Raw genomic sequence first — 24,271 nt, forward strand, 5'->3', positions numbered from 1 at the left:
AAGTGTTTTGACGTTTATTTTATTTCTTGAGTTTGAATACCAACTTGTTGCATGTCTTTCCAGAAACTTTGAAACGATTTTGAAACTACTTCTGCATTTAAAATTTTGATTGAAGTTCTAAACGCAAGCGGCGCAAATGCCATTGCCATTCTATGATCGTTATAGGTTTTTATTGCTACATTTTCTTTAATTTCTGAACTTGCTTCTAAATGCAAACTTTCATTTGTTACCGAAATTGTTGCGCCTAATTTTGTAAGCTCTTCTTTAAGTGCTTCTAACCTATCAGTTTCTTTTATTTTAAGTGTATGCAAACCTGTTAAATTACACGCTATATTTTCTGCAAAACAAGTTACAGCAATTGTTTGTGCAATATCTGGCGCGTTTTTTAAGTTGATTTCCAACACTTGTTTTTGAGTATTTTTTACTTTTTTAAGGTTGATGAAATTTTCTCCAAAAACTGTTTCTACTCCAAAATGTTGGTAGATTTCTGCCAAACAAGAATCTCCTTGTAAACTATCTTTTTTATAAGCTGATAATTTTATTTCTGAACCAATTTTTGCCAATGCAATTATTGAATAAAAATAACTTGCAGAAGACCAATCTGACTCAACAACTACAGTTTGTTTTTCTATTGATTCCTTTGGAAGAACTTTTATAATATTTTCTTGAAAACTAGTTTCAATTCCTAGTTGATTTAACAAACTAAGTGTCATGTTTATATATGGAACAGACGTAATTTTACCAATAAGTTCTATTTCTAAGCCACTTTTTAACTTAGCAGCAATTAATAATAATGAAGAAATGTATTGGCTACTTACATTTCCATTTATCTGCACTTTATTTGTAGTGATTTTTCTTCCTTTAATTCTAATTGGCGGATAACCAACTTTATCTTCATAGGTAATTTCTGCTCCTAAATCTTTTAACGCATTTACCAATATTTCTATAGGTCTATTTTGCATTCTTTCTGAACCTGTAAGTACAACTTCTCTACCTTCTTTTACTGCAAAATACGATGTTAAAAAACGCATTGCTGTTCCTGCATGACCAATATCTACCGTTTCTTCATCTGTAGAAAGTGCGTGTTGCATGTGCACAGAATCGTCTGAATCGGACAAGTTTTCTATGCTTACTTCCGGAAACAAATTCTGAAGAATTAACAATCTATTAGATTCACTTTTAGAACCCGAAATAATGATTTCTTCTTTTAATTCTTGTTTGTTTGAGCTTAAATGTAAATCCAATTTATTTTAATTTTTCATTATTATGATGACGATCGTGATCTCTTTTTGTTTTAATATCTAACTTTTTTTCAAAAGCATCTTGTAAATTAATACCTGTTTGGTTTGCTAAACATAAAACTACAAACATAACATCTGCCAACTCTTCTCCTAAATCTTTATTTTTATCAGATTCCTTTTCGCTTTGTTCTCCATAACGACGTGCAATAATACGAGCAACTTCACCGACTTCCTCCGTTAATTGCGCCATGTTTGTAAGTTCATTAAAATAACGAACTCCGTGATTTTTAATCCAATCGTCTACCTGTTGCTGTGCGTTTTCTATGTTCATTTTTTCTTTTTTAAATGGTTGAAAAAAATAAAGATTCAAATATACATTTTCTAATATAATTTGGTTTGTTTATAAACGTGTTTTTGGTAAGTTCAGATTCAATAAATTAGATTATTATTAATTTTTAAAACATAAAATATTTTAAAGCAACCTTAAAAACTCTTCTCTGCTAATTTCTTTAGCACCTAAACTTGCTAAATGATCATTATAAACTTGACAGTCTATAAACTTATATCCGCAATTATTTACTAGATGAATAAAAGCTAATTTAGAAACATTAGATACTTTGCTAAACATACTTTCTCCGCAAAAAACTCCGTTTCCTAAATCTACTCCGTATAAACCTCCAACCAACTCATTATTTTCCCAAACTTCAATAGATTTTGCAAATCCGTTTTTATGTAGATTAATGTAAGCTTGCTGCATGTCATCAGTAATCCAAGTACCAAACTCATCTTTTCTATTAATGGTTTTACAATTAAAAATAACTTCTTCAAAAGCTGTGTTTTCTGTAATTATAAAATCATTTTTTTTGATGATTTTCTGCATCGACTTAGACACTTTTAAATCCTCAGGAAACAATAACATTCTTTCTGGTGGCGTATACCAAACAATTGGTTCTCCTTCTGAGTACCATGGAAAAATTCCGTTGCTATATGCTAACTTTAATCTTTCAATAGATAAATCACCTCCTAATGCTAAAACACCATCTTTTGTAGCGGTTTTATGTGATGGGAATTCTAATTTTTCACTGAGCCAAATCATTAATAAATGATTGTTTTTTTTAGGTTGATAAACGTTTTACTTAAATTTAATTCAAAAATAGAAAAATCTTAACTATGAAATTATTAAAATGTGCGTACTTTTGCTATTCTGAAAAAAGGAACGAAGATTAAATGGCTAAAAAGAAACAAAAATCTGCTAAGCAAAAAGCGAAACTGATACACAACTACTATCAGCGTACAGGGTTTTACATGTTTCTTTGGGAAAGTTTAAAAAAAGCTTTTTGGCCTATTGTTGCAGCTGTTGTTGGCTTAATTTTATTTAACAAGTATGTTTATAATATTAACGATGGTTTACAAACAATTACTGAAACTTTTTCTAGAATTGGAGTTTTAGTTACTTTTTATATTTCTGAAACGATACTTGGATTAATTCCACCTGAAATTTTTATAGCTTGGTCTAAGAAAACTGCAAGTCCAATTTTAAACTTGTCTATTTTAGCTACTTTGTCTTATTTAGGTGGTTTAACTGCTTATTTTTTAGGAAGAATGTCTTTAAAAATAAAATCGGTTAAAGAATACTTAGAAGTAAAAATGGCCGACAATCTAAAAAACACTAGCAAATGGGGAAGCTTGTTAATTATTGCAGGAGCTTTATTGCCACTTCCTTTTGCTATTAGTTGTTTAACCGCTGGTATGATAAAATATCCGTTTAAACGAGTTGTTCTTTTTGGATTATTTCGTTTTTTACGTTTTGCTTTTTATGCTTCACTAATTTTTAATGTAGTTAACTAATTTTACAATTATGGGATTAACAAATAATGATATTTTTAAAAAATTAAGAGTCGCCAATAAACTACGTGACACAGATATTATTGAAATTTGTGCTTTGGTAGATTTTAAGGTTACTAAAGGTGAATTAGGTGCAATCTTTAGAAATGAAGAGCATCCTAAATATATGGAATGTGGAGATCAGTTTTTGCGTAATTTCTTAAACGGATTAATTATTCACCTTCGTGGACCAATGCCAAAAAAAGGAGAAAAAAAGAAACAAGACTAAACTTCATTAATTAGCTTAGCCCAGATTGAAGTGGTTGTTTGAGCTCTTTTTGAAGAATGAAAAAAAGCGAGTACTGAAAGCTGGAAATAGCTTCAAAAAAAATTCTGGACAATAAAATCACTAGAGTTTGACACATAAAAAAAGACCGCAATTTGCGGTCTTTTTTTATTCTAATTATCTAAGAATCTAGCTTTCTAAATTTCTAGAAAGGTAAATCATCTGGTTCGTTAGCTGTTAAATCTGGTGCTGGAGCAAATTGCTCAGCTGGTGGTGTGCTAGCTGCTGCTTGAGAAAGACCTTCAATTCTCCAACCTTGTACAGAGTTAAAGTATTTTGCAACTCCTTCTGGATTAATCCACTCACGTCCACGTAAATTAATAGATACTTTTACATCTTGACCAACTTTATAGCTATTTAATAAATCACATTTATCTTGTACAAACTCAATCATTATCATTTGTGGATATTGTTCGTCTGTTGTTACAACAACTTCACGTTTTCTAAATCCGTTACTTCCAAAAGTTTGAGTTTCTCCTACTAATTTGATTTTTCCTATTACTTCCATTTTCTATCTATTTAATTAAGAGCACTTTCCAAGCGCTATCCACATCGTTTTTTGTTAAAAATTCTTGAGCAAAAATATGATTTTTTTCTTCAGAAATGTTTAAAAACTGAGGATGTTCTTTTGCAAAGTTATCAACATCTGCTGTGTTTGGTAATTTTTCTACATTACCCAACATTCCTAAATTGTTACCTGTTAAAATATTGCTATTTCTTATTGATGATGGAATTTGATCTACACCAATTCCTAAGGTAGAAATTGGTTTTGGTATTTCAAAAAAACCATCGCGAGCTCTAGAATAATAACTTCCGCCAGCTCTTGCAACTAAATCTATTTTATGTTGATCTATGCTTCCGTCTTCCGCTAAAACGTCTTCATTTATATGTAGTTTTACAACTTCACACACAATTAAATTTCCTGCTCCACCTTCTGTTCCTGTATAAATAATATCGGTTACTTTACACTCAAGTTGCACTGGAGATTCTGCAACTCTAAACGGTTTTACAAGGTCGGATTTTAACATTGTTAATCCCGCTTTTTCAAACTCGTTTACGCCTTTTGCATACATTGTGCTACTTAAAGACATTTGCTGAACAATATTGTAATTCACTACGTTTATTACAACTTCCTTTGTAATTTCTGCATTATCTAAGGTGTGTTTTGTTGTGTTATTTCGCACACTTCTTGCTGGAGAAAAAATTAGCATTGGCGGATTTGCACCAAACACATTAAAGAAGCTAAACGGCGATAAATTCGGATTTCCGTCAGCATCAATTGTACTTGCAAATGCAATTGGTCTTGGTGCTATTGCACCTAATAAATAACCGTGTAATTTACCAGTTGGTATTTCTTTTGGGTCTATTGTAAGCATCAATAAAAATTTTACTGTAAATATACTATCTATTTATAATATAAGTTATGTTTTGAGAATGCTTTATATTTGACCAATGAGCCTTTTTAAAAACACATTATGGTTTAAACGATTTGCCATCTTAATATCGTTTATTATTGTTTCCTTAATTCTTTGGAACACCTATGTTTTCTTCCAGAAATTTAAGGATGAAGAACGCGTTAAAATGGAAATTTTAGCTACAGCACAAAAAGAACTTGCAACAAATACTGACTTAAATGCAAATGTAGATTTACCGCTAAAAGTTATTGAAAGTAGCAATAACATTCCTTTAATTCTTGTTGATGAAAATGGTAAAATAGAATCGTTTCAGAATTTAGATGCTATAAAATCTTTAAATCCTGAATACGTAGCACTACAATTGGCAAAAATGAAGTCTGAAAATGAACCTATTGAAATTAGCTACAAAGGTGAAAACAAAAAACTAATCTACTATAGAAATTCCGATTTACTAAACAAACTTACCTATTATCCACTAGCATTAATTCTAATTTTAATCTTGTTTTTATCGGTTATTTACTTGTTTTTTAATTCGAACAAAATTGCGGAACAAAATAAACTTTGGACAGGAATGGCAAAGGAAACAGCGCATCAAATTGGTACGCCGCTTTCTTCTCTTTTAGGTTGGATTGCCATTTTAAAAATGGAAAATATAGACGATAAATATGTAGATGAAATAGAAAAAGATGTACATAGATTAAACACAATTGCTAATCGTTTTTCTAAAATTGGTTCGTTACCAGAATTGAAAAAAACAAACATTGTTACCGAAACAGAAACGTCTTACAACTATTTAAAATCTAGAAGTTCTAAACAAATTACGTTTTCTTTTTCTGCTCCGCAGGAAGAAATTTTTGCCAACTTAAATTCTGAATTATATAGTTGGGTTATAGAAAATTTGATTAAAAATGCTATTGATGCAATGTTAGGTAAAGGCTCATTAAGTGTGCAAATTTCAGCAACTACAAAACATGTGAAAATCTTAGTTTCTGATACTGGAAAAGGAATTCTGAAATCGCAACAAAAACAGATTTTTAAACCTGGTTTTACTACCAAAAAACGTGGTTGGGGTTTAGGTTTATCGCTTTCTAAACGTATTATTAACGATTACCACAAAGGAAAAATAGTTGTTAAAAAATCGGAAATTGGAAAAGGAACTACTTTTGAGGTTTTGTTGGATAAAGTTTAGTACATTATTCAATTCTGATTAATTCATATAATTCAGCCATTCCAGAAAGTTTTTCTTCGGAAACTTTTATTTCCATTGGAAAAGTATTCGGAACAAGTTTAGTTAAATTTATTACTGAATGTATTGGCAAATCAATTTGTTCAGTTACATACATTTCATAAATCGTATCTCCTAAATCACTTTCTTTATCGATTTTTACCAACTTTAATTTGAAACAATCAAAACCATTTATTTCTTTTCTGTCCTTTTTGTTTTCCGTAATTTGATATTCGTAGTTTTGAGAAAAAAGATCATATTTTCTGTAATTCACTGATTTAGATTTGTCATAATAGTTTAAAATTCCACTATTTTTTTGAATCATAAAATAATCACCAATCATTTTGCCATCTAATTTAGTAGATCGCCAAATAGAATCATTTTCTACTTCAACATAAATTTCTGTTTCTGGTGATTGAGCAAGTGAATTGATGACCTCCATTTCTTTGAGTTTTTTATTTATCAAAGAATCTTTTCCTTTCGGATTATAAGTGACATGAATTAGAGAATCAGTTTTTGATTGCAAATCTAATATTCCGTTTTGATAAGAAATAATAGATTTTTTGAAAACAAACTTTGTTGGTTTAGAGTTATTTTCTGTTAGATTTTTTGCTGATGAACAACCAACTAAAAGCAGAAATATTAAAATGTAGTTTATATGTTTCATTCGTATTAAACTCATCTCTTTTTTATTTTGAGATTCTTCGGTCATGCTTCCCTCTGAATGACAATTATTTAAAATTACCAGAAATTCCTTCAGCCAAAGCAACAAACTCTTCATTTGTTAATTGCTCTTTTTTACTAAACTGAATATCTGCCATTGCGTTTAACGGAATTAAATGTACATGAACATGCGGAACTTCTAAACCAATTACACTCATACCAACTCGTTTACACGGTATTGTTTTTTCAATGGCTTTTGCAACTCTGTACGAGAAATCCATTAAACCTAAATATTCGTCTTTTGAAAGGTCGAATAATTTATTTTCTTCTCGTTTTGGAACTACTAACGTGTGTCCTTTTGCATTTGGATTTATATCTAAAAAAGCAAAATAAGTATCGTCTTCTGCTATTTTATAAGATGGAATTTCTCCGTTTATTATTTTTGTAAAAATGCTCATATCTTAAGTTCTAAATTTTGATTTGTGTGTTGATAGTAAAGGTAAAAAAAGAATTCGGGTTTTGGCAAAGCCAAAACCCGAATTTATAATTTATTCTCTTAAAAAAACTATGCTTTTTGAATAAACACTAGAGTTTATAAAGTAGCTTAGCCCTGATTGAAGTGGCATCCTTTTTTTGTTTTTTTCAAAAAAAGATATAACGGAAAGCAGGAAATAGCTTCTAAAAAAATTATCTAGAAATTTCCATAATTTCGAACTTCATAATTCCGTTTGGAACCTGAATTTCTGCAATATCTCCAACTTCTTTACCTAATAAACCTTTACCAATTGGCGAGTTTACAGATAATTTTCCGTTTCTAACATCGGTTTCTGAATCGGCAACTAGCGTATAACTGAACTCCATGTTATTTACAGTGTTCTTAATTTTTATTATTGAATGTATTAACACTTTAGAAGTGTCTAATTGAGATTCGTCTATAATACGCGCATTTGAAATGACGTTTTTTAATTTTGCAATCTTAAATTCTAAGTGAGATTGTTCTTCTTTTGCTGCATGATATTCTGCATTTTCACTTAAATCTCCTTTATCTCTTGCGTCTGCAATTTCTTGCGTTACTCTCGGTCTTTCTACTTGTTCTAACTGAACTAATTCGTCTTTTAGGTTCTTAAGACCTTCTGCCGAATAATATGATATTTCACTCATCTTTCTAATAATTTAAAAAATCTCACACCAATAGGAATGAGATTAGATTACAAATGTACAAAATATTTGTAAATTGCACTCGTTTACCTAAATACAAAGCCCTTTTTTAAGATGAAAAATTTATTATTACTACTTGTTTTTATTACTTTTTTAGGTTGCAGTAGCGATGCTATAAATAATAATTGTTTCTCTAATTTTTCTTTTAACGAAACTATTGATCTTAATAATGCGCAATATATAGATATACAAGTTCCTGGCGGAAGTTCTATTACTAGCGTTGCTGCAAGAAATTTAATAATTATCCGTAGAACTAATACTGCTTATAAAGCTTTTGATTTAAAATGCCCAGAAAATGATTGCACTACAGCAATGACTTTTGATGGGTTAAAATTAAAATGCCCTTGTTCTGATAAAGAATATAGTACTTTAGACGGTTCACCAATTAATGGAGAAGGTTGTTTTGCGCTTGAATACAGTATCTTTAATGTTGGTAATAACACTTTACAAATTACTCGTTAATTTTATCTAATTTCTACTTTTAGATTGTTATTTTTGTGTACACAACTCAACAATAACACTTTTGAAAAATTATTTCTCTTCCGATTTTAAACTAGGAATTTTAGGCGGCGGTCAATTAGGTAGAATGCTACTTACCGAAACCCAAAAACTAGATATTTACACTAGTATTTTAGATAGTAACAAAAACGCACCTTGTGCACAAATTTGTAACGAATTCCATCTTGGCGATTTATTAGATTTTGATGCGGTTTATAACTTCGGAAAAACAGTAGATGTTTTAACCATAGAAATTGAAAATGTAAATTTAGATGCCTTAGATAAATTAGAAGATGAAGGATTAACCATCTTCCCGAAACCTAAAGATTTACGTATTATTCAAAGTAAAGCTAGGCAGAAGAATTTTTATGTAGATCATCAAATACCAACTGCTGCGTTTTCTCATTATGCATATTTAGAAGAATTAAAACATGCCGTAGAAAATGATATTGTTGAATTTCCTTTTGTTTGGAAAGCTGCTCGTTTTGGTTACGACGGAAATGGTGTAAAGATTGTTAGAAATATAGCAGATTTAGAAAGCTTACCGCTAGTAGAATGTATTACTGAAAAGTTAATTCCGTTTAAAAATGAATTGGCTGTAATTGTTGCAAGAAATGCAAGCGGAGAAGTTAAAACATATCCTGTTGTTGAGATGGAATTTCATCCAGAAGCAAATCAGGTAGAATATGTAATTTGTCCTGCAAGAATAGATAGTCAAGTAGCTGAAAACGCAAGAGAATTAGCTTTAAAAGTAGTTAGTGATTTAGATTTTGTTGGCTTATTAGCTGTTGAAATGTTTCAAACTAAAAACGACGAAATCTTAGTAAATGAAGTTGCACCAAGACCACATAATTCTGGACATTATTCAATAGAGGCTAGTTATACAAATCAGTTTGAACAACATTTACGTAGCATTTTAAATCTTCCGTTAGGAAATACTGACAATAAAGTTGCCGGAATTATGGTAAACTTAGTAGGAGAAGAAGGTTTCTCTGGTGAAGTTATCTATGAAAATATTGAAGAAATTTTAAAAATTGAAGGCGTTACGCCACACATTTACGGTAAAAAAGAAACACGTCCTTTTAGAAAAATGGGACATGTAACTATTGTAAATGAAGATATAGATGAAGCTAGAAAAATAGCACAGCAAGTAAAAGAAACAATTAGAGTAATTACGAAGTAATTACTCGAAAAGCTGAACTTGATTCAGCTTCTTAAAATAATAAACAAATTCTGAAACAAGTTCAGAATAAAAATATAATTATGGTAGGAATTATAATGGGAAGCGATTCTGATCTTCCAATAATGCAAGAAGCAATAGATATTTTAGAGAGTTTTGACATTAAAATTGAAGTAGATATTGTTTCTGCTCACAGAACTCCAGAAAAATTAGTTGAGTATTCTAAAAATGCACATACACGCGGAATTAAAGTTATTATTGCTGGTGCAGGTGGCGCAGCGCATTTACCAGGAATGGTAGCAAGCATGAGTCCGTTACCAATAATTGGAGTTCCTGTAAAAAGTAGAAATTCTATTGATGGTTGGGATTCTGTTTTGTCAATTTTACAAATGCCTGGCGGTGTTCCTGTAGCAACCGTTGCTTTAGATGGCGCAAAAAATGCAGGTATTTTAGCTGCTCAAATTATTGGAGCTTCAGATAAAAATGTACTAGATAAAATTATTGCTTACAAAGAAGAATTAAAAGTGAAGGTTGAAAAAGCTTCTGAACGCGTAAGAAAATAGATTTTTCAACGATTACACTTTTAAACAAATAAACAATTACACATTTATTTTAAATGAATCCACTTTTACAAGATTTTAATACAGCTCCGTTTTCTAAAATTTCTAATGCAGATTACAAACCCGCAATTAAAAAAGGGATTGAAATTGCTAAAGCAGAAATTGATGTACTAATAAATAATGCTGATGCTCCAACTTTTGAAAATACAACAGTTGCACTAGATTTTACAGGTGAAAAACTGAATAGAATAACATCTATTTTCTTCAACTTAAATTCTGCGGAAACTAACGAAGAAATTCAGAAAATAGCACAAGAAGTTTCTCCTTGGTTAAGTGAGTTTGGAAATGACATCACTTTAAATGAAGACTTGTTTAAAAGAGTAAAACATGTTTTTGATGCTAAAGAAAGTTTAGATTTAACTCCTGAACAGCAAATGTTGTTAGAAAAGCAATACAAAAGTTTTGCAAGAAATGGGGCAAATTTAAATGAAACTGATAAAGCTGAATTACGTAAGGTTGATGCTGAGTTATCTAAATTATCTTTAAAATTTGGTGAGAATATTTTAGCAGAAACCAATGCTTTTGAAATGCATTTAACAGATGAAAAAGATTTATCTGGCTTACCTGAAAGTGTAAAAGAAGCTGCAAAAGAAGTTGCAAAATCTAAAGAGAAAGACGGCTGGATTTTCACCTTAGATTACCCAAGCTATATTCCTTTTATGACTTATGCAGACAATAGGGAGTTGCGTAAAAAGTTAGCAATTGCTGCTGGTAAAAAAGGGTTTCAACAAAACGATTTTAACAATGAACAGATTGTTTTAGATATTGTAAATCTTCGTCATAAAAGAGCCAATATTTTAGGTTATAAAACACACGCACATTTTGTTTTAGAAGAACGAATGGCAGAAACTCCTGAGAATGTAATTTCTTTTTCAAATGATTTACTTGCAAAAGCAAAACCTGCTGCGCAACGTGAGTTTACCAATTTAGAAAACTACGCTAAAAAATTAGATGGAATAGACAAACTTCAAAAATGGGATGGTAGTTATTATTCAGAAAAATTAAAGAAGGAATTGTTTTCTTTAGATCAAGAATTACTGAAGCCTTATTTTAAATTAGAAAATGTAATTAATGGTGTTTTTGAAATTGCCAATAAATTATTCGATTTACAGTTTGAAGAAATTGACTCAATTGATAAATATCACGAAGACGTAAAAACATATTCTGTAACAGATACAAAAGGAAATTTTGTATCGCATTTTTATGCTGATTTTCATCCAAGAAAAGGGAAAAGAAATGGCGCATGGATGACAAGTTACAAATCGCAACAAATTAAAAACGGAATTAACGAAAGACCACAAGTTTCTATTGTTTGTAATTTTACCAAACCAACCGAAACAAAACCGTCTTTATTAACGTTTAATGAAGTTACAACTCTCTTTCATGAATTTGGTCACGCATTACACGGAATGCTAGCAAACACAACTTATAATAGTTTATCTGGAACTTCGGTTTCTTGGGATTTTGTAGAATTACCAAGTCAAGTTTTAGAGAATTGGTGTTTTGAAAAAGAAGCTTTAGAGTTATTTGCTAAACATTATGAAACTGGTGAAACAATTCCGATGGAATATGTGCAGAAAATAAAAGAATCGGCAAGTTTTCATGAAGGTATGCAAACATTAAGACAATTAAGTTTTGGACTTTTAGACATGCAATGGCACGGTGGCGAGTCGCCGCAGACAATTAATTCGGTAAAAGAATTTGAAACTAAAGCTTTTGCTGAAACAAAATTATATCCAGATGTTGCCGAAAACTGTATGAGCACAGCTTTTTCTCATATTTTTCAAGGCGGATATTCTGCCGGATATTATTCGTATAAATGGGCAGAAGTTTTAGATGCAGATGCTTTTGAATATTTCTTAGAAGAAGGAATTTTTAATAAAGAAGTAGCAACTAAATTTAAAGATAATGTACTTTCTAAAGGTGGCACAGAAAAACCAATGAAATTGTATAAACGTTTCCGTGGAAAAGAACCAAAACCAGATGCGCTGTTAAAACGAGCTGGACTCTTAAAATAGTTACAGTTAACATTCTTTAACATTAAAAATCACTCGGATACTTATTTTGTATTTATTTTCACAAAATGAATATCCGTTTTTTACATATAATATTTCTTCTTTGTTTTTCTCAATCTTTTGCCCAAACTGTAATTTCTGGGAAAATAATTTCAGAGAAAAACATTACATTAGAAGGAGCTTCTGTTTACTTCAATAACACAACTATTGGTACAATCACCAATAAAGAAGGTCTTTTCCGTTTTAAAATCAAAGACGGAAACTACACATTAGTAGTTTCATATTTAGGTTTTAAAACACACCAACTTTCTATAGACACTTCAAAAAAACAAAAAGAGATAACTATAAAACTAAAAGAAGATAATAACGTTTTAGATGAAATTCTAATTAAAAAAACAGTTTATGACGATGACTGGAAGTATAATTTAAACCGCTTTAAACAAACTTTATTAGGTAGATCTAAATTATCTCAAGAGTGCAAAATTTTAAATGAAAAAGATTTACATTTTGAATTCAACTACAAGACAAATACACTAACTGCAATTGCAAAAAAACCGTTAAAAATTAAACATTCTGGTTTAGGCTATTTAATTACGTATGATTTGGTAGATTATACTTTACAAAAAAACCAATTGTTTTTTAGTGGCTATGCTCGTTATGAAAACTTAAGAAAATCAGTTAAAAAGAAATGGAAACGCAATAGACAAGAAGCTTTTAACGGTTCTCAAATGCATTTTTTTAGAGACTTAATTAATAACAAGTATAAAGAAAATGGCTTTGTTGTTAATCAATTTAAACGAGTTTTAAATCCAGAAAGGCCAAGTGAAGAAAAAATAAAATCAGCTAGAGAACTTATAAAACTTAATAGAAGAAATATTAATTTCTCTAAAACAATATTAAACCCAACAACTCATCTAGATAGCGCTTTAGTAACAGTTAAAAAAGCACGACTTCCAAAATATCAAGATTATTTATACAAACAAAATGTTCCTTATGAAGAAATAATTTCTTTTGAAAACAATATTCCTGTTTTGGATTTTGAAAATCATTTAATGGTTATTTATACCAAAGAAATTGAAGAAGAAAATTATTTAATTGGAATGTTTGGAAAAAGAAAAAAAGCTAGTGGTGTGCAAACCTCAAATATAGTTTTACAACAAGGAAAAGCTTTTTTAGATAGAACAGGAATTACTGTAAATCCTAATGCTTTATTTAATGAAGGTTATTGGGGATTTGAGTCTTTTGGAAATATGTTGCCTTTAGATTATATTAAAGACTAGGTTTATTCTTCTCTTCTATCCACTTACTCATATATTTTGTGGCTTGCATTGTTTTATGCTGCAATAAACTACCTAAAAAATTCTGAGTTCTATGTGATTCTAAATTCTCTTGAAGCTCTTTAATTATTTTGATAAAAGGCGCACCAATTTTCTCCTTATCATAAATCTGATTGATTATTTTCACACCTTTTTGTTGAGATTTTTTCCAAAGAACTTTATCAGTATATAATTGAATTGCTTTTCCTGAAAATTGAGTAAAACTATCTTCTACAAAACCATTCCATGCTAAATTATCATGCATTCCTTCTGCTCCTATTGAAGTTGTAATTGAAGGAGTTCCACAAATCATAGCTTCTGTCAATTTTCCTTTAATTCCAGCTCCAAATCTAATTGGTGCTAAAACCACTTTTGCATTTCTTACAACTTCATCAGCATCTTCAGCAAAACCTTTTATTAAAAAACCTTCTTTTTTATTATGTAGTTGATTTACTTGTTGATTTGCATACGCTCCGTAAATGTGAATTTCTGCTTTTGGTAATTGTTTTCTAATTGCTGACCAAATTTCATTTTTCAACGTTAAAACGGCATCAACATTTGGTTTGTGAAAGAAATTACCAATAAAAACAAAGTGTTCTCTTTCATTAAAAAGCTGCCATTTTTCTTGCTGATTTTCATCAATCTTATTCAATAAAAAAGGCAAATGACACAATAATTTTTCATCAATTTTAAAAACAGCTTTCAACAAATCTACTTCGAAAGTTGAAATAATTAACGACAAATCGCAACGTAAAATAGCCGCAATTTCTCTTTTAGCATCGTCTGATTTTAATAAGACTTCATTTGTAAACTCCTGACCTTTTTTTAATTGTTGATGACGGGTTTTTCTTAGAAAGTGTAAATCTTCCGTATCTAAAATTCGTAATGCATTTGGGCAGTTTTCGGCAACTCGCCAACCAAATTGTTCTTCCATCATAAAACGGTCAAATAACACAATAGTTGGATTCAATTCATGAATAAAACCATCAAAAGAAGCATTGTTTAATTCAATTGAAACCTCATCAATGTTTAAAGAATTTAAATCAATAGAGTTTTCCGTTTTTTGAGCTGGAGAAACAAACGTAATTTTCCAACCTTGCTCTTTAAAAAGTTCAATTAATTGCAACATTCTACTTCCTGCAGCAGATGTTGTTTCTAACCAAACATACCCAATTATTAAAACGCTATTCTTCAATTATTTTGTTTCTAACTGTAATTTATAAGCATCCTGAACTTTCTTTCCCCAAACAACAACAGCTTCAATTTGATCCTGTGTTAAATTTGCTTCAGTATGTGTCCAAGTATAAGAATCTAAAGGCATTTTTTTCTTTTCTACCTCTTCCCAAACTTCTTTCATTTTATGTTCTTTTCGTTTTAAAGAATACGAATTCCAAGAAGAAAAATTTAAATGCTTTTTACCATCTTTAACATGGTTTGCTAACCAATAATTTACCGGAGTAACATTGTTGTACCATGGATAATTGGTTGTATTTGAATGACAATCGAAACAACTTTCCTTTAAAATTTTCTGTACATTTTCTGGCGGATTCGTTTCAGCTATAAAAACAGAAACCGCATTTACATCTCCTTCATTTTTTTCTGGTCCAAAAAATTGCGAAATCAATAAAATAATAAGTAGTACTAGTGCTATTTTTTTAAGAATTTTCATCAGCTAGGTTTTAAAATGTTAGAATAAGTAAAACTACTAAATTCCCTCTTTAATTTATGAAAATATCCGTATTTTTGTTAACTGTAATTAAGAAAAACAACCGAAAGGTTAGATTATACGAAAACAAACACACATGAAATACGATATTATTGTAATTGGTTCTGGTCCTGGAGGATACATCGCAGCAATTAGAGCTTCTCAATTAGGAAAAAAAGTTGCCATTATAGAAAAATACTCAACTCTTGGAGGAACGTGTACAAACGTTGGTTGTATTCCATCAAAAGCATTATTAGATTCTTCGCATCATTATTATGATGCAGTTAATCATTTTGAAGAGCACGGAATTTCTGTAGAAAACCCATCATTTGACTTCGGAAAAATGATTGGCCGTAAAAATAAAGTTGTAGAAACTACAACTGGCGGAATTAAATATTTAATGGATAAAAACAATGTTGATATTTTTGAAGGATTAGGTTCTTTCGAAGATGCAACACATGTTAAAATAACTAAAAATGATGGTACTTCTGAAATAATTGAAGGAACAAATACCATTATTGCAACAGGTTCTAAACCGTCTACTTTACCTTTTATCTCTATAGATAAAGAACGTATTATAACTTCAACAGAAGCCTTAGTAATTAAAGAAGTACCAAAGCACTTATTAGTAATTGGTGGTGGTGTTATTGGTTTAGAATTAGGCTCTGTTTACAAGCGTTTAGGCGCAGATGTAACTGTAATTGAATATGCTCCAAAAATTACACCAACTATGGATGCAGATGTTTCTAAAGAACTTAACAAAGTACTTAAGAAACAAGGAATGAAAATTAACGCAAATCATGGTGTTACTTCTGTTGAAAGAAATGGAGATGAAGTTGTGGTTAAAGCTACCAACAAAAAAGGTGAAGAAGTTACTTTTACTGGAGATTACTGTTTAGTTGCTGTTGGTCGTAAACCATTTACAACTGGATTAGGTTTAGAAAAAGTTGGTATTAAAGTTTCTGACAGAGGAATGATTGAAGTTAACGATCATTTACAAACAAATGTTACTAATATTTTTGCAATTGGAGATGTTGTTCGTGGAGCAATGTTAGCTCATAAAGCAGAAGAAGAAGGTGTTGTTGTTGCTGAATTTTTAGCAGGAGAAAAACCACATATTGATTATAATTTAATTCCAGGAATTATTTACACATGGCCAGAAGTTGCTGCTGTGGGTAAAACTGAAGACGAATTAAAAGATGCAGGCGTTGCTTATAAAGCTGGTAAATTCTCAATGCGTGCCTTAGGAAGATCTAGAGCAAGTGGAGATATTGACGGATTTGTAAAAGTTTTAGCTGATAAAAATACAGATGAAATTTTAGGAGTTCACATGGTTGGTGCACGTGTTGCCGATTTAATTATGGAAATGGCAGTTGCTATGGAATTTAGAGCTTCTGCAGAAGATATTGCTAGAATTTGTCATGGTCACCCAACATATGCTGAAGCTGTAAAAGAAGCTTCTAAAGCTGCTTGGGACGGAAAACCTTTGAATGCTTAAATTCAAAATACTATATATTTTTAAAAAAATCCGAAGTAATTCTACTTCGGATTTTTTTTATTTTATATACTTAAATAGTACAACATTTAAACTATTTCAAGTGATGTAAATTTAAACGAACTTCCATCAAACAAACCTTTGTCTGATAATTTTAAAGCCGGAATTACCAACAACGCCATAAACGATAAACTCATATAAGGCGCTCTTAATTTACTTCCCATTTGTTTTGCCATTTTATCTAATTCGGCATAAGCCTTACCAATTTCTTCAGCAGGTTTATCAGACATAATTCCTGCAACCGGTAAAGAAACTATTTTTTCTTCGGAATTAGTTACCGCACAAACTCCTCCGCTGTTTTCTATAATTAAATTTACGGCTTTACAAATAGCTTCGTCGGAAACTCCTACTGCAATAATATTATGAGAATCGTGCCCAACTGAACTTGCAATTGCACCTTCTTTTAATCCGAAGTTTTTAATAAAAGCAATCGCTGGTTCATCATTTTTATAACGATTTACAACCGTCATTTTTAAAACATCCGTTGCTGTATTAGAAACTAAATTTCCATCTTTTATTAATGAATTTTCTTCAAGTTGATTAGTTACCAACTCGCCATCTAAAGCTTCAATAACTCTTATTTTTTCTGATGAAGATTCAAACCTAAAATCTGAAACATTCTTTTTATCTGTATCAAAATTATTCAGTACTTCAAAGTCTACATGCTTTACAAAAGATTCTCCATCTTTAGCTACTAACTCTCCATTTATATACGTTTCTAAAACATTGAATTTCTCTAAACTATCAACAACAACAAAATCTGCATCGTCTCCTTTTTGCAACAATCCAACATCTAAATTGTAATGTTTTACAGGATTTACACAAGCGGCCTGTAATACTTTAAAGACATCAATTCCTTTGGCAACTGCTCTTTCACAAAGCTGATTTATATGACCTAACAACAAATCATCTGGATGTTTATCATCAGAACAAAACATCATATTTCCGAAATGTTCTGGCAATAAATCGATTAGCGCTTCGAAGTTTTTTGCTGCAGAACCTTCTCGTATAATTACTTTCATTCCTTTCTGCAATTTCTCTAATGCTTCATCATAAGAAAAACACTCATGGTCTGTAGAAATTCCTGCCGAAATATATTTAGTAACATCTTCACCTCTTAAACCTGGCGCATGACCATCAATTGGTTTATTGTTATTCTTAGCATGCTCAATTTTCTTTAAAACTTCAGCATCATCAAATAAAACACCTGGATAATTCATCATTTCTGCGAGATATTTAATGTCTGGATTTTCCATCATTAATTTAATATCATCAGCATCTATAATTGCGCCTGCACTTTCAAAAGAAGTTGCAGGAACACAACTTGGTGCTCCAAAATTGAATTTTAACGGAACTTTCTTTCCGTTTTCAATCATAAACTCAACACCTTTTACACCTAAAACATTGGCAATTTCATGCGGGTCAGAAACTGTTGCAACTGTACCATGTTTTACTGCAATTTTTGCAAATTCTGAAGGCACCAACATTGAGCTTTCAATATGAATATGTGCATCTATAAAACCCGGTAAAATATAATTCTCTTTATTGTGATCAGCTTCTTTAATTGCTGAAATTTTTCCGTTTTCAACTTCAACTTCGCCTTTAAAAATTCGTTTGTTTTCTATGTCTACTATTTTTCCTTGTACAATCATTTGCTTTCTGTTTCTAAAACAAATTTACAAAGAAATAAATGCGATGTGTAGTTTATTTAGGATAGATTATTTTCTGTAAAGGAATATCAAATTCATTGAGATTCGTAATAGTTTGTATAGGTTTAAAAAAGTTTAATCCAATTGTTTTTACATCTTTTCTACATTCAGATAAGAAACGATCATAAAAACCTTTCCCATAACCAACTCTGTAATTTTTTTCATCAGAAATTAATAACGGAACGAAAACTAGATCTATCTCTTTAGCATCAATTTCCTTTCCATTTATAGGTTCTGGAATTCCGAAAGAACTCACTTTTAACTTGGTCTTTCTATCAAACAAAAAGTGTTTTAATGTGTTTGTTTCAAAATCACTTACACTTACAACAACTTGTTTATTGTTCAATAATAAAAAGTCGATGATTGGATTTGTATTCAACTCTAATAGTCTTTCTATGGATAGAAAAATGTGAATTGTATTGATAGTAGAAAAATCTAGAGCAAAAACTTGTTGATATATTTTTTCTTGAAGAGTTTCAACCTCTAGAGTTGATAAATCTTTACGTCTTTGTTTGTATAATTTTCGAAGTACTGTTTTATTCATTATCTCAAAGATAATTAGATTTATGAATAACGCTCCACATGAAATGGTTGTATGTTTAAACTATATTCTTTATCAGAAATAATTTCCGAAACTAATTTACCTGTTGCAGGTCCTAAACTCCATCCCATCATTGCATGACCAGTTGCAATAGTTACATTTTTTACTTTTGACAAACGCCCAATATAAGGTAATCCATCTGGAGAACAAGGTCTTAAACCACAAGCAGCATTATTGATGTCTGATTGGTCAATTTTTAATCCATTGTAATATTTTTCTGCCGCTTTTGCTATTGCATTTACACGAACTGGATTTATTTTATGATTTATTTTATCAACTTCCATTGTTCCTGCAAAACGTGTAAAACCGTTCATTGGAGTTACTGCAACTTTTGCTTCAATTAAAATTGATGGGATTTTAATTCCTGTTTCTTTAGTTACATTAATTCGATACCCTTTTCCTGCTTGCACAGGAATTTTTGTTCTCAATTTCTTTACTAATTCTTGCGTCCAAGAACCTGTAGCTATTACAAATTCATCAGATTTAATTTGAAGATTATTTGTTTTAATTCCAATAACTTTATTACCAGAAACTTCTATATCTAAAACTTCTTCATTACTTAAAATACTAACTCCTTTCTTTTTTAAATAAGTTTTCATTTGAGACATAAACTCATTTGGAGTCATATGAGCATCTGAATGGTAATACACTGCACCATTTACATTTATACCTGTATTAGGTTCTAATTTTTGTACTTGTTCTTTAGTTAAATTCTCAACTTTTAAACCTTCTTTTATTGCTCTTTGCCCAACTTTCCATTCTTCTTCTCCTGCTTTTTCTGTTTGGTAGCACATTAATAAACCTTTATGCTGATAAAAAAAATCAAAATCATTAGAAGACTTAATATCTTCATATAATTCTCTACTTAATAAATTAATATCTTTAATTACATTAATTGAACTTTCTACTTTTTTATGTGTAGATGCTTTTTTAAACAACCATGTCCACTTTAAAAAATCTGCATTAAATCTTGGCTTTACATAAAAAGGGCTTTCTGCACTAAACATCCATTTAATTCCTTTATTTATCATTCCTGGAGCTGCTAAAGAAATAATATGACTTGGAGTTATATAACCTGCATTTACATAAGAAGCCCCAGATGTAAAATCAGATTTATCGATAACAGTTACTTTATGACCTTCTTTTTGAAGATAATATGCAGAACATAAGCCTATAATTCCACCACCAATTACGATTACACTTTTTGCCATTTATCAAAAATTATTTTATAAACCAATCTACTGTAATAATTCTAAAAGTATTGGAATTTACAGTTATTTTAATATTATGTTCTTTATTATAAATATAGAAATTCTTTCCTTTTCTCTCGAAATTATCTACTTCAGTTTCTGTTAAAACTTTGCGAATTAAAGCTTCAATTTCTAGCTTTGTAAAACTTGAATTTAACTTTTTGTTGATTCTTTGATAAACAAGTTCTGTATAGCAATGATTTTGTAAAATTTCTTCCTTATCTAATTTCATAAATTTATATTACCTGAAAACCAAATGCATAAGGATCATCTTCAGTATCAATTGTAATTGTATTGTGTCCAAAAACTTTTGCCCATCCTTTTACGCTTGGTATTATTGCTATTTTTCCGTCTAAAATAGTTTCTTTTTCAACACAACCTACAAACTTACTCCCAATAAAACTTTCATGAATAAATTCTTCTCCGACTTTTAATTTCCCTTTGGTAAATAATTGAGCTAATCTTGCTGAAGTTCCTGTTCCACAAGGGCTTCTATCTATTGCCTTATCTCCATAAAAAACAGCATTTCTTCCATCAGAAGTTTTATCAATTGGAGTACCAGTCCATAACATATGTGTTACATCTTTTATTGATTCATTTTCTGGATGCACAAATAAATTTGGATATTTTTCATTAATTCTATCCCTAACAACTTGAGAATATTGAATGATTTTTGATGCTGTAAAATCTTGAATTCCGCTAAAATTTTTCTGAGGGTCTACAATTGCATAATAATTTCCACCATAAGAAACATCAAAAGTAATTTCTCCTAATTCTGGACATTCTATAGTTAAGTTTTCTGCAGCTAAATAGCTTTTAACATTGGTTAATTTTACCCAATCTACTTTATTATCCGTTTGTTGATATTCAATTTCTACCAAACCAGCAGGTGCTTCCATTCTAATTTTTTCCGGAATTTTTGGACTAATTAAACCCTCTTCAATAGCAATTGTAATGGTACCAATTGTTCCATGACCACACATTGGTAAACAACCAGAAGTTTCAATAAATAAAATGGCAAAGTCGTTTTCTTTATTGTGAGGTGGATACAAAATACTACCACTCATCATATCATGACCACGTGGTTCAAACATTAATCCTTTACGAATCCAATCGAATTCTTTTAAAAAATGAAGTCGTTTTTCACTCATTGATTTCCCAACAAGATGTGGGCCTCCACTTTTTATCACTCTTACAGGATTTCCACAAGTATGAGCATCAATACAAACGAAAGTGTGTTTACCCATTTTATTTCCCTCTAATTCCATCTACTGTTCTAAATACTGATAATAGATTTTCATCCTGTAATTCTTTAGGTAACAAATCATTTGGCCAATCTTGAAAACTAAATGGTCTTGCCCAACGTTTTATAGAATTAATTCCTACTGCAGTAAATCTACTATCTGTTGAAGCTGGATAAGGACCTCCATGAACCATAGATTCACAAACTTCAACTCCTGTTGGAACTCCATTAAAAATAATACGTCCAACTCTATTTTGAAGCGCAGAAATTACGTTAGAATAATCTGCAACTTCATTTTCATCAGAGATAACAGTCCCTGTTAACTGCCCTTCTAAGTTAGAAATTACATTTTCTAATTCTGCTTCATTTTCACATTGTACAACCATAGAAAATGGCCCAAAAACTTCTAAATGTAAAGTTGGGTTTTCTAAAAAATCTTTTCCTGTTACACTAACAATTGCTTGTTCTGCGTAATTATTTTTTACTTCTGATGTAAAGTTTGCTGTGACAGAAACATTTTTTTGAGAAACTACTTTTTCTTTGTTGCTACTATATCCTTTTTTAATATTTGGATGCAACATACAAGAAGGATTAATTTCCATAATTTCTTGTGATAGATTATTTATAAAACTAGATAACGAATCACCTTTAATTCCTAACATCAAACCAGGATTTGTACAAAATTGACCAGTACCTAAAGTTATAGAACCTGCATATGTTTTTGCAATTTCTTCATTTCTATTTTCTAATGCTTTTGGCAAAATAACAACAGGATTTATACTTCCCATTTCTGCAAAAACCGGAATTGGTTCTTCTCTTTTAGATGCTAAATCTAACAAAGCTCTTCCTCCTTTTATGCTTCCAGTAAAACCAACTGCTTTTACATCTGGATGAGAAACTAATTGTTGCCCAACTTCTATTCCGCTAGAATTTAAATTTGAAAAAACTCCATTTGGCATTTTTGTTTTTTGAGCTGCAATTATTATTGCAGAAGCTACTAATTCTCCTGTTCCTGCATGCATTGGATGCGATTTTACAATTACTGGACAACCAGAAGCTAAAGCAGCAGCAGTGTCTCCACCAGCAGTAGAATACGCTAAAGGAAAATTACTTGCTCCAAAAACTACAACAGGACCTAATGGAATTAACATTTTTCTAATATCAGATCTTGGCATTGGCTCTCTATTTGGTTGAGCTGTATCTATAGTTGCTTCTACCCAAGAACCTTCTGCAACTAATTTTGCAAAACTTCTTAATTGACCAACAGTTCTACCTCTTTCTCCTTTTGCTCTTCCTTCTGGCAAACCTGTTTCTGAACAATAAGTACTTATTAACAAATCATCTAAAGCTAAAATTTCATCTGCAATTGTGTTTAAAAAAGCCGCTTTTCTTTCTCCAGAAACTTCTCTAAATTCTTTAAATGCTTCTGAAGACAATGCAACTGCTTCATTGATTTCATCAGAAGTTGCTTCTGTAAAAACAGTTCCATTTTCTTCGTTCAATTCTGGATTGAAGGTTGTATAAGTTACTGTTCCTTTTGCCGAAAATTTATTCCCTATTGTATTTTTTCCTGATATCATTTTTACTTATTTTTTTAATGCTTTTTTCAAATTTACTGGTTTGTAAGCTACTTTATTTGAATATTTGAAAGCCTTAACCTATTAAGTCCAGAACTTCAAGTCTTTCTTTTGCCAGAATATATCTTGCACGTACATCATCAATTTGCTGTTGAGTTAATTGCTTACCAAAGGTACGTAGACCTCCAGCAACATCATTATGATGAATTCCCATAGCAAGCTTAAGATATTCCATAAGCAAAGGCTGAGCATCTAAATACGATAATGAATTTAAAGCCTGAGAAATTTTGTTTGCTTCAGCCCATTCTCCATTTAAAACGTACTCCTGCATAGTAACACTTGCTTTTGGGAAGATAGTACCTACACCTGTAATTCCACCACTTGCTCCAGCAAGTCCTGCAAATACAGTAACTGTATCTACTCCTGCCAAAATTTTTAAATCTTTGTTCTCTAACATCAGCGTTTCAATAATTGAAACATCTATAGTTGATATTTTAAGGGCAGTTACCTTAGGAAGAATAGAAAGTCTTTTAAGAAGGTCTGTTGAGAGCGCATGATAACCTGCTGCATCTGGATTATTATATGGCATAATTGTTACACCTACATCTTTTGCTGTTGCTTCAGAAAGTGCATAGTACTCATACATTTCTTTTTCAGAAGGAACCGCCTTAGTTTTTGGTGGCATGACCATGACTGTATCAACTCCAACTGTAGCAAGTCCTTCAACTATTTTGGCAAGTTCTTCCTTAGTTTCTGCTGCTGCTCCGCTAATTAACGGGACATTGTATTCTTTAGCAACCTCAGAAAGGGATTTTAGTAAAGACAGACGTTGCTTTGTATTAAGGTAGCTATTCTCTCCCAGAGTTCCAGAACCAACAAGTCCGCTCATTCTGCTTCCTCCCTTTCCTTGAACTTTTAAAATACCTGCAGCTTGTTTTTGTGTTGTATCAAAGTCAATTTCAATAGCGCCAGATTTTGACTCTTTCAACCATGTAAACACCGCTGGCATTACGCCATCCCATTGTATACTCATAATTCTGTTTTTAATGTTAGCAAAATTAAAGAGTTAA

General features: G+C 30.8%; 26 protein-coding genes. 9 read left to right on the top strand and 17 right to left on the bottom strand.

Features of this window, described 5'->3' with window-relative positions; genetic code table 11:
* Positions 1 to 14: 14 nt before the first annotated feature.
* The 3 genes from L1S33_RS00960 to aat form a co-directional block, all read right to left on the bottom strand.
* Entirely contained in the window at positions 15 to 1,244 is a 1,230-nt protein-coding gene (locus L1S33_RS00960; protein ID WP_240560849.1) for a 3-phosphoshikimate 1-carboxyvinyltransferase, read from the bottom strand.
* Between the two features lies 1 nt (position 1,245).
* The gene (locus tag L1S33_RS00965; RefSeq protein WP_240551400.1) at positions 1,246 to 1,572 is read right to left on the bottom strand and encodes a nucleotide pyrophosphohydrolase; all 327 of its coding nucleotides are present in this window, start codon (positions 1,570 to 1,572) and stop codon (positions 1,246 to 1,248) included.
* 141 nt (positions 1,573 to 1,713) lie between these two features.
* On the bottom strand, positions 1,714 to 2,337 hold the full coding sequence (aat, locus tag L1S33_RS00970; protein ID WP_240560850.1) for a leucyl/phenylalanyl-tRNA--protein transferase: 624 nt from the start codon (positions 2,335 to 2,337) through the stop codon (positions 1,714 to 1,716).
* Between the two features lie 131 nt (positions 2,338 to 2,468).
* Here aat and L1S33_RS00975 point away from each other — a divergent pair, with 131 nt between their 5' ends.
* Both L1S33_RS00975 and L1S33_RS00980 read left to right on the top strand, forming a co-directional pair.
* A complete protein-coding gene (locus L1S33_RS00975; RefSeq protein ID WP_072555883.1) occupies positions 2,469 to 3,089 on the top strand; it encodes a YqaA family protein in 621 nt (206 codons plus the stop codon).
* 10 nt (positions 3,090 to 3,099) lie between these two features.
* Positions 3,100 to 3,354, top strand: a complete 255-nt coding sequence (locus tag L1S33_RS00980) for a DUF1456 family protein (RefSeq protein ID WP_240551398.1) — start codon at positions 3,100 to 3,102, stop codon at positions 3,352 to 3,354.
* Positions 3,355 to 3,556: 202 nt separating this feature from the next.
* Here the strand turns inward: L1S33_RS00980 and L1S33_RS00985 are convergent, their stop codons facing one another.
* Positions 3,557 to 3,919 (bottom strand): DUF3127 domain-containing protein, encoded by a 363-nt coding sequence (locus tag L1S33_RS00985; RefSeq protein ID WP_240560851.1) that lies wholly within the window; start codon positions 3,917 to 3,919, stop codon positions 3,557 to 3,559.
* A gap of 7 nt (positions 3,920 to 3,926) precedes the next feature.
* Positions 3,927 to 4,787, bottom strand: coding sequence for a flavin reductase family protein (locus tag L1S33_RS00990; RefSeq protein WP_240551396.1), 861 nt, complete (start codon positions 4,785 to 4,787; stop codon positions 3,927 to 3,929).
* A 76-nt stretch (positions 4,788 to 4,863) separates the two neighbouring features.
* Here L1S33_RS00990 and L1S33_RS00995 point away from each other — a divergent pair, with 76 nt between their 5' ends.
* Positions 4,864 to 6,015, top strand: a complete 1,152-nt coding sequence (locus L1S33_RS00995) for a sensor histidine kinase (protein ID WP_240560852.1) — start codon at positions 4,864 to 4,866, stop codon at positions 6,013 to 6,015.
* 4 nt (positions 6,016 to 6,019) lie between these two features.
* Here the strand turns inward: L1S33_RS00995 and L1S33_RS01000 are convergent, their stop codons facing one another.
* The 3 genes from L1S33_RS01000 to greA all read right to left on the bottom strand — a co-directional run bounded on the left by L1S33_RS01000 (position 6,020) and on the right by greA (position 7,875).
* Positions 6,020 to 6,763, bottom strand: a complete 744-nt coding sequence (locus L1S33_RS01000) for a hypothetical protein (RefSeq protein WP_240551394.1) — start codon at positions 6,761 to 6,763, stop codon at positions 6,020 to 6,022.
* A gap of 19 nt (positions 6,764 to 6,782) precedes the next feature.
* Positions 6,783 to 7,172, bottom strand: coding sequence for an HIT family protein (locus L1S33_RS01005; RefSeq protein ID WP_240560853.1), 390 nt, complete (start codon positions 7,170 to 7,172; stop codon positions 6,783 to 6,785).
* 229 nt (positions 7,173 to 7,401) lie between these two features.
* Positions 7,402 to 7,875 (bottom strand): transcription elongation factor GreA, encoded by a 474-nt coding sequence (greA, locus tag L1S33_RS01010; protein WP_240551392.1) that lies wholly within the window; start codon positions 7,873 to 7,875, stop codon positions 7,402 to 7,404.
* A 111-nt stretch (positions 7,876 to 7,986) separates the two neighbouring features.
* On the opposite strand from greA, the gene L1S33_RS01015 reads away from it, so the two are divergent.
* From L1S33_RS01015 to L1S33_RS01035, 5 genes are all read left to right on the top strand, one after another.
* Positions 7,987 to 8,394, top strand: a complete 408-nt coding sequence (locus L1S33_RS01015; protein ID WP_240560854.1) for a Rieske (2Fe-2S) protein — start codon at positions 7,987 to 7,989, stop codon at positions 8,392 to 8,394.
* Positions 8,395 to 8,455: 61 nt separating this feature from the next.
* The gene (locus L1S33_RS01020) at positions 8,456 to 9,613 is read left to right on the top strand and encodes a 5-(carboxyamino)imidazole ribonucleotide synthase (protein ID WP_240560855.1); all 1,158 of its coding nucleotides are present in this window, start codon (positions 8,456 to 8,458) and stop codon (positions 9,611 to 9,613) included.
* An 80-nt stretch (positions 9,614 to 9,693) separates the two neighbouring features.
* Positions 9,694 to 10,173: a 5-(carboxyamino)imidazole ribonucleotide mutase gene (gene purE / locus L1S33_RS01025; RefSeq protein WP_240551389.1), complete on the top strand. Its 480-nt coding sequence runs from the start codon at positions 9,694 to 9,696 to the stop codon at positions 10,171 to 10,173.
* Between the two features lie 53 nt (positions 10,174 to 10,226).
* A complete protein-coding gene (locus L1S33_RS01030; protein ID WP_240560856.1) occupies positions 10,227 to 12,248 on the top strand; it encodes a M3 family metallopeptidase in 2,022 nt (673 codons plus the stop codon).
* 65 nt (positions 12,249 to 12,313) lie between these two features.
* Positions 12,314 to 13,525, top strand: a complete 1,212-nt coding sequence (locus tag L1S33_RS01035; protein WP_240560857.1) for a carboxypeptidase-like regulatory domain-containing protein — start codon at positions 12,314 to 12,316, stop codon at positions 13,523 to 13,525.
* Here L1S33_RS01035 and L1S33_RS01040 read toward each other — a convergent pair.
* Both L1S33_RS01040 and L1S33_RS01045 read right to left on the bottom strand, forming a co-directional pair.
* The gene (locus tag L1S33_RS01040) at positions 13,515 to 14,756 is read right to left on the bottom strand and encodes a glycosyltransferase family 4 protein (RefSeq protein ID WP_240560858.1); all 1,242 of its coding nucleotides are present in this window, start codon (positions 14,754 to 14,756) and stop codon (positions 13,515 to 13,517) included. The genes L1S33_RS01035 and L1S33_RS01040 overlap by 11 nt on opposite strands.
* On the bottom strand, positions 14,757 to 15,230 hold the full coding sequence (locus L1S33_RS01045; RefSeq protein WP_240551385.1) for a heme-binding domain-containing protein: 474 nt from the start codon (positions 15,228 to 15,230) through the stop codon (positions 14,757 to 14,759).
* Positions 15,231 to 15,363: 133 nt separating this feature from the next.
* On the opposite strand from L1S33_RS01045, the gene lpdA reads away from it, so the two are divergent.
* Positions 15,364 to 16,764, top strand: coding sequence for a dihydrolipoyl dehydrogenase (gene lpdA, locus L1S33_RS01050; RefSeq protein ID WP_240560859.1), 1,401 nt, complete (start codon positions 15,364 to 15,366; stop codon positions 16,762 to 16,764).
* Positions 16,765 to 16,850: 86 nt separating this feature from the next.
* On the opposite strand, the gene ade is transcribed toward lpdA, so the two are convergent.
* The 7 genes from ade to L1S33_RS01085 form a co-directional block, all read right to left on the bottom strand.
* Entirely contained in the window at positions 16,851 to 18,473 is a 1,623-nt protein-coding gene (ade, locus tag L1S33_RS01055; RefSeq protein ID WP_240560860.1) for an adenine deaminase, read from the bottom strand.
* A 52-nt stretch (positions 18,474 to 18,525) separates the two neighbouring features.
* Positions 18,526 to 19,074 carry a 5-formyltetrahydrofolate cyclo-ligase gene (locus L1S33_RS01060; RefSeq protein ID WP_240551382.1) on the bottom strand — a complete coding sequence of 183 codons (549 nt, stop codon included), beginning with the start codon at positions 19,072 to 19,074 and terminating at the stop codon, positions 18,526 to 18,528.
* A 20-nt stretch (positions 19,075 to 19,094) separates the two neighbouring features.
* A complete protein-coding gene (locus tag L1S33_RS01065) occupies positions 19,095 to 20,342 on the bottom strand; it encodes an NAD(P)/FAD-dependent oxidoreductase (RefSeq protein WP_240560861.1) in 1,248 nt (415 codons plus the stop codon).
* A gap of 10 nt (positions 20,343 to 20,352) precedes the next feature.
* Positions 20,353 to 20,613 (bottom strand): DUF3781 domain-containing protein, encoded by a 261-nt coding sequence (locus L1S33_RS01070; RefSeq protein ID WP_240551380.1) that lies wholly within the window; start codon positions 20,611 to 20,613, stop codon positions 20,353 to 20,355.
* 4 nt (positions 20,614 to 20,617) lie between these two features.
* On the bottom strand, positions 20,618 to 21,628 hold the full coding sequence (locus L1S33_RS01075; protein ID WP_240553030.1) for a 4-hydroxyproline epimerase: 1,011 nt from the start codon (positions 21,626 to 21,628) through the stop codon (positions 20,618 to 20,620).
* A 1-nt stretch (position 21,629) separates the two neighbouring features.
* Positions 21,630 to 23,204: an aldehyde dehydrogenase (NADP(+)) gene (locus L1S33_RS01080; protein WP_240560862.1), complete on the bottom strand. Its 1,575-nt coding sequence runs from the start codon at positions 23,202 to 23,204 to the stop codon at positions 21,630 to 21,632.
* Between the two features lie 73 nt (positions 23,205 to 23,277).
* Positions 23,278 to 24,234 (bottom strand): dihydrodipicolinate synthase family protein, encoded by a 957-nt coding sequence (locus tag L1S33_RS01085; RefSeq protein WP_240560863.1) that lies wholly within the window; start codon positions 24,232 to 24,234, stop codon positions 23,278 to 23,280.
* Positions 24,235 to 24,271: the final 37 nt, after the last annotated feature.

The sequence above is a fragment of the Tenacibaculum aquimarinum genome, from assembly GCF_022478115.1.
Lineage (GTDB): Bacteria > Bacteroidota > Bacteroidia > Flavobacteriales > Flavobacteriaceae > Polaribacter > Polaribacter aquimarinum_A.